At 57.4% G+C, this 6,512-nt stretch carries 5 protein-coding genes; 3 read left to right on the forward strand and 2 right to left on the reverse strand.

Translation table 11 applies throughout. From position 1 onward, the window contains the following. Nucleotides 1–1,002: glycogen synthase (locus B2W52_RS17255; RefSeq protein ID WP_286803794.1), on the forward strand; the 1,002-nt coding region annotated here is incomplete at its 5' end. Nucleotides 1,003–1,034: 32 nt separating this feature from the next. After that, nucleotides 1,035–3,587 carry an alpha-glucan family phosphorylase gene (gene glgP / locus B2W52_RS17260; protein ID WP_193364064.1) on the forward strand — a complete coding sequence of 851 codons (2,553 nt, stop codon included), beginning with the start codon at nt 1,035–1,037 and terminating at the stop codon, nt 3,585–3,587. A 19-nt stretch (nt 3,588–3,606) separates the two neighbouring features. Here the strand turns inward: glgP and B2W52_RS17265 are convergent, their stop codons facing one another. Both B2W52_RS17265 and B2W52_RS17270 read right to left on the reverse strand, forming a co-directional pair. Continuing rightward, entirely contained in the window at nt 3,607–4,266 is a 660-nt protein-coding gene (locus B2W52_RS17265; protein WP_008169693.1) for an alpha/beta hydrolase, read from the reverse strand. Nucleotides 4,267–4,299: 33 nt separating this feature from the next. Beyond that, complete coding sequence (locus B2W52_RS17270) at nt 4,300–5,496, reverse strand: lysophospholipid acyltransferase family protein (protein ID WP_008169692.1); 1,197 nt, start codon at nt 5,494–5,496, stop codon at nt 4,300–4,302. Nucleotides 5,497–5,713: 217 nt separating this feature from the next. Here B2W52_RS17270 and B2W52_RS17275 point away from each other — a divergent pair. Further along, a partial coding sequence (locus B2W52_RS17275) for a RecQ family ATP-dependent DNA helicase (RefSeq protein ID WP_286803795.1) occupies nt 5,714–6,512 on the forward strand: 799 nt, incomplete at its 3' end.

Here is a 6,512-nt window from a genome sequence, read left to right on the forward strand (position 1 = left end):
GCCTACCACGACAGGCCCGGCACTGTGTTTACCATCCATAACCTCGCCTACCAGGGACTCTTCTCCCACGAGACTTTCCGTGCCCTGGCTCTGCCTGATTCGCTCTGGAACCTCGAGCAGCTTGAATTCTACGGGCAGCTTTCGTTCATCAAGGGCGGCCTCGTTTTCAGTGACCGAATCACCACCGTCAGCCCGACCTATGCGCTCGAGATCCAGACCCCGGAATTCGGTAATGGACTTGATGGTTTGCTCCGACACCGCCAGGACGCGCTCACCGGCATTCTCAACGGCATCGATAACCGGGTCTGGAATCCCGAGGAGGACCCTGAACTGTCTTTTCACTATGGTCGGAATCACTTGAAGAACAAGGCGCAGTGCCAGGCCGGCCTGCAGCAAGAGCTCGGGCTGGAGGTAAACGGCGGTCCACTACTGGGCTTCATCGGGCGACTGGTTGAACAGAAAGGCGTGGACTGGCTGGTTTCGGTGATGCCGCACTTGCTGGAACAGGGTTGCCAGTTTGTCGTTCTTGGTTCCGGTGAAGCCAGTTACGAGGAGCCCCTGAAACGCCTTGCCCGGCAATGGCCGGGGCAAATGTCTCTCACGTTGGGCTACAACGAGGGGCTCTCCCATCGCATCACGGCCGGATGTGACCTGTTCCTGATGCCATCGAGATTCGAGCCCTGTGGGCTCAACCAGATGTACAGCCTCAGGTACGGCACGATTCCGGTGGTGCACGGTGTTGGCGGGCTGGCAGACACGGTCCAGGACCCTCAGGAGGTTGGCATCGACAAGGCCACCGGATTCGTTTTTACCGGCGCCAATGCCGATTCGTTACTGGCTGCCGTAAACCGCGCGCTACAGGTTTTTGAAAAACGTAAGCAATGGCGGCGATTGCAGGACAACGGCATGGCGATCGACTATTCCTGGAAGCAGCGGGCTCGCACCTATGGCGATCTGTATCAACGTATTCTCAAAGAACGTGACCAACAACAGCTGGATTAGTGCGAGCGCTTGCCCGCCTGGAGGCAACCAACATGCATAAAGCAACGGAATTCCGACTTGAAGCTCATCCCCTGCTTCCCGAACCCCTGGAACGACTGGAAGAGCTTGCCAATGACCTGTTCTACAGCTGGGACCACGGCGTTCGAAGCCTTTTTGTCCGTATTGACCTACCGCTATGGCAGAAAGTCGAGCACAACCCGAAGCTTTTCCTGCGGCGGGTTGCCCAGGATCGACTCGATGAAGCGTCTGAAGACCGGGCGTTTCTGGCCGAGTATCGTCGGGTCCTGAGCAGCTACGATGCCTATCTCGAGGCTGGCCCCGGCCCGGAAGTGACGGAGAAGCTCGATCCGGAACAGGCTCTTGTGGCTTACTTCTGTGCCGAATTCGGCTTCCACGAAAGTTTTCCGATCTATTCCGGCGGCCTGGGCATCCTTGCCGGCGACCATTGCAAGGCCGCCAGTGACCTGGCCCTGCCCTTTGTCGCTGTGGGTCTGTTGTATCGGCAGGGTTACTTTATCCAGAGTATCGACGCCCACGGTCAGCAGATTGCGCGCTACCAGTCCCATTCCAGCGATGAATTACCTATTTCACCGGTGGAGATAGACGGCAAGTGGCTCAAGGTCTCCGTCCCCTTCCCCGGGCGTGATGTTGTGGCGCGTGTGTGGGAAGCCCGCGTAGGCCATATCCGCTTATACCTGCTGGACAGCAATACCGAAGAAAACGGCCCGGAAGACCGGGATCTGACGCTCCAGCTTTACGGCGGCGACGAGTCCACGCGGATCAGCCAGGAAATGCTGCTTGGCATTGGTGGAACCCGGGTTGTGGAGGCGCTGAACCTAAAGCCGACCGTCTGGCATATCAACGAGGGCCATGCCGCATTCCAGATTCTGGAACGCTGCAGGCACACCATGGTTTCCGGGTTGAGTTTCGAGGCCGCGCTTGAAGCCGTTGCCGGCGCAACGCTGTTCACAACGCATACGCCGGTACCGGCTGGCCACGACATCTTCCCCCGCTCCCTCGTTCATCATGCCCTGGGGCGATATATCGAGGAATCTGCCCTGGATTTTGATCAGGTGTTTGCCCTGGGCTCGAAGGACGGTGGGGACAGTTTCAACATGACCAGTCTGGGCCTGCGCGGCTCTCGTTTCCACAACGGGGTGAGCCGGATTCACGGTGGTGTCGCCTCGTTGATGGAGGGCGATATCTGGCCCCAGGTGCCGTCGGCAGAAAACCCTATCGGGTACATTACCAACGGTGTGCACGTACCGACGTTTCTGGCGCCGGAATGGTCCAGCCTGTTCGATATACAGGCGCCCACGTGGAAAAGTGAACTCCGGAACCCGGAATTCTGGAAGTTTATCGACCAGATCCCGGACTATCACTACTGGAGCGTTCACAAGGCCCTGAAACAGCAAATGGGCGAATACATTGTCCAGCGGCTCAAGCGCCAGCATAAACGCAACGGCACCGGCCATTCCGTCACTGACAGGATGACCCGGCAGCTTGTTTCCTCGGAAAAAGACACGCTGGTTATCGGGTTTGCAAGGCGGTTCGCCACCTACAAACGCGCGACGCTGATCTTCTCGGACCTGGAACGCCTCGAAAGCATCCTTACCGATCCGGACCGCCCGGTGGTGCTGGTATTTGCCGGCAAGGCCCATCCCAAGGACAAACCCGGTCAGCAACTGATCAAGGTAATCCACGACCTTTCCATGCACCCTTCGTTGATGGGGCACCTGATTCTCCTGGAGGACTATGACCAGGCCATGGCCCGCAGGCTGCTCAGTGGCGTCGATGTGTGGCTGAACACACCGGAATACCCGAAAGAGGCCAGTGGCACCTCCGGCGAGAAAGCAGCCCTCAATGGCGCTCTTAATCTCAGCGTGCTCGACGGCTGGTGGGGCGAAGGCTATGACGGCAAAAATGGCTGGGGCATCCCTCCCAGGGATACCGAACTGGACCCTGAATTCCGGAATGAGGAAGAGGCCCGGGACCTGATCGATCTGCTCGAATTCGAAGTGGTTCCCCTCTACTACGAGCGCGCCTCCCAGGGCTTTTCGAAAGGCTGGGTCCAGCGATCCAAGGCTTCGATGAAGTCGATCACACCAAGGTTTAACGCCCGGCGTATGGTGATGGATTACGTCAATAACTATTACCAGCCGGCGTCAACCCAGGGTGCTTTGCTGATGGCCGACAACGGCGAGGTTGCCAAAGAACTTGCAGACTGGAAGGCAAGGGTCAGGCATGCCTGGCCGGGAGTGCAATTAAACGTGGTTGGCTGCGTCGAAGCTGCCTGCCCCCATGATGGCGGCGTAGAACTCAGAGTCGAGGCAAGGCTCAATGGCCTGTCAGCGGAGGATGTGCGGGTGGAGTGCCTGGTCAGCCCAGAATGCACCGGCACCCATAACAGCCCGGGGCCCGACAGTTTCTTGCTGGATAAGGAAAGCGAAGCGGAGGGGCGAACCGTGTTCTCTACACGCGTGCACCCCCCCTATCCCGGCTTGCAGACTCTCAGGCTCAGGATGTACCCCTATCACGAATCACTGACGCATCCGTTGGAGATGGGCGCCATGCTCTGGGTCTGACCCAGGGCATGGCGGTGCCTCAAAGCAGGTGCCGGCGAATGAATCGGCCGATGTCCTGTATTTCCTCAAGGCACACACTGTGTTCCATGGGGAATGTCTGATACGAAGGGTCGTAGCCCATCTCCTTCAGGGTTTCGACACTGCGCACACCCAGTGATTCCGGCACCATCGGATCGAAGGTTCCGTGATACACGCTGATCGGCACATCAGCATTGGCCTCAGAGCGCTCAACCGTGTCCGCGGTGGCGAAGTAAGTTGAAAGCGCCAGAACACCGCCAAAACGTTCCGGGTAGCTGAGCCCCAGTTCATAGGCAACGGCGCCTCCTTGGGAGAATCCGGCGATGATAATACGCTCCGGCGGGATGCCTTTGTGTTTTTGCTGCTCGACCAGTTTGGCGACCGCATCGGCAGACGCCCGCAACTGTTCCGTATCCACCACACGGTCGATATCCATGGCCTTGATGTCGTACCAGGCGGGCATGGACATGCCACCGTTGATGGTGACAGGCAGATTGGGCGCATGGGGAAAGATGAAGCGTACCGCTGTATCTTCCGGCAGGCCCAGTTCCGGCACTACGGGCTCGAAGTCGTGGCCGCTCGCACCAAGGCCATGAAGCCAGATGACGGCTGCGGTCGGGTTTTCCCCGGTTTCAATCTCAATGTACTGAAGATCCTGCACGGTTTACCTCATGTCTGAAAATTATGTGCCGGTTCATTCGGAATGGCCGGATTTCTCGGCATTGGCTTCGAGCGCGGTAACCACTGGGTTGGCATACATATCCAGCAGATAAGGCCGGATGGCCGGATCGCAGGCTTCCAGTCTCCGCTCCATCTCGGCTTCAGCAGCTTCCATTTCCGCCGGTGACCAGGTTTCGGCAGTAACCACTGAATCGCTGACGGTATCCGGCGTATCGTGGGCCTGGGGATGAAGACCACGCTGCTGATAAGCCACCAGGTTGGAGGCATGCAGGTGATAGTTTGCATGCATCTCCCGATCTATACGGGCGGCCAGATCTTTCGGGTTATCCGGTGAATCATGGATGGGCGCACCAAAGTGCACATGCACGTGCCCTTTGAAACCGGTCAGTCCCTTCATGATCTGTTCGGTATCTTCACCCTCTCGCTTGATGTACTGGCCGGTCCGGGCCCGGGTTTCCAGCTCCTGGGCTTTGTCGGCATCGCACGGATCGTACTCGTAGGCAATGGAAACTGGCACCACATGCAGCCGATTCATGGCTTCGTCAAACCCGAGCCCGCTTTTTTTGCGGCTCATATAGAACATCTTGATGATGGCGGGGTCGGTAAAGTCCAGCCCATCCTTCGCCCGGCCCTCGCGTTGGGCAATCCATATGCTGTGATTGGTATCGATGCTGTGGTTGATAAAGCCGGAGAGTGTGATGTAGGCATCACGCATCTCGCGGGGGCTTGTCATGCTGCGTCGCACTACAAAGCTCTTGTTCAGTCGCATCATTTCAGCGAACACCCGGTTGGCAAGCAGGTTGTCGCCAATCGCAATTCGGGTGGTATGGAAACCATTCTGGAACAGCTGGTAGTTCACCACCATGGGATCGAAAACAATGTCCCGATGGTTCGAAATAAACAGATAGGCGCCGCGCTTGTCGAGGTTCTCCAGCCCGCTGGTCGTTACTCGCGTGGTTGTGCTCTCAACCAGTTCACCCACGTAGCTGGAAAGCCCGGCCTGGAGATCATCGACTCGTGTGTAGTGACCAAAATGGCTGTTTAACCAGCGACGGGTAAACACACGCAACATGGCCGGCGCCCAGCGGGCCAGAGTCGGTGACTTGAAGCGACCGACCATATCCAGAAATTCCTGATCGTTGACCAGGCGGTTGATAGCAGCGCCAGTTTCTTCGTCCGAATAGGGACGGATGGCATCAAATTCCTGCATGGAAGCCCTGTTGTTATCAGTGTCTGTCACAGTATGGCGTGAAACGGTGGTTCAAAAACGCGGTATTGTAGCGTTTCTTAGATTAGTTTGCCTCCACCCGGCCCGTGGGTTTGCTGGCCAATCCTCAGGGTTAATCTGGTATCATTCGCCACTGCGCCGAACCCGGCACTCCACCCGAATCAATACAGCGGCTCCAAGCCGAGCAACCGGTTATTCTATGTATCTTGATCAGGATTTCGAACAGCTTTCCACCGAGCGCCCAACCACCTCGGGCCGTGATCCGGAACAGGTGCTGCACGAAGTCTTTGGTTATGAATCCTTCCGTCCGCTTCAGGGTGACATCATCCGGGAAGTATCGGAAGGCCGCGATGCACTTGTGCTCATGCCGACGGGCGGCGGTAAATCTCTTTGCTACCAGGTGCCGGCGCTGGTTCGCTCGGGCACTGCGATCGTAATTTCACCTCTGATTGCCCTGATGCAGGACCAGGTTGCGGCATTGAAAGAGCTAGGGGTCCGGGCTGCGTTCCTGAATTCAACCATGGATTTCGAGCAGGCCCGGGCGACTGAATACGCGCTCATGACCGGTGAGCTTGACCTTCTGTACTGCGCCCCTGAAAGACTGATACAGCCGCGCACCATCGAATTGCTGCATGACGCCTCCATCTCGCTGTTCGCTATCGACGAGGCTCATTGTGTGTCCCAATGGGGTCACGATTTCCGATCCGATTACCTTCAGCTCAGCATGCTGGCAGAACAGTTTCCCGGCGTACCCCGCATCGCGTTGACCGCAACCGCGGATGAGCGAACCCGAAAGGAAATTGCAGAACGACTGTCACTGACAGAGGCAAGACACTTCGTCAGTGGCTTCGATCGCCCCAACATTCAGTACCGTATAGCGCCAAAAATAAACGCGAACAAACAGTTACTGGATTTTATTAAAGCCGAACATGAGGGCGACTGCGGCATCGTTTACTGCCTGTCCCGGAACAAGGTCGACGCCACCGCGAAAACCCTGG

The sequence above is a fragment of the Marinobacter sp. UBA2498 genome (assembly GCF_002341575.1).
Lineage (GTDB): Bacteria > Pseudomonadota > Gammaproteobacteria > Pseudomonadales > Oleiphilaceae > Marinobacter > Marinobacter manganoxydans.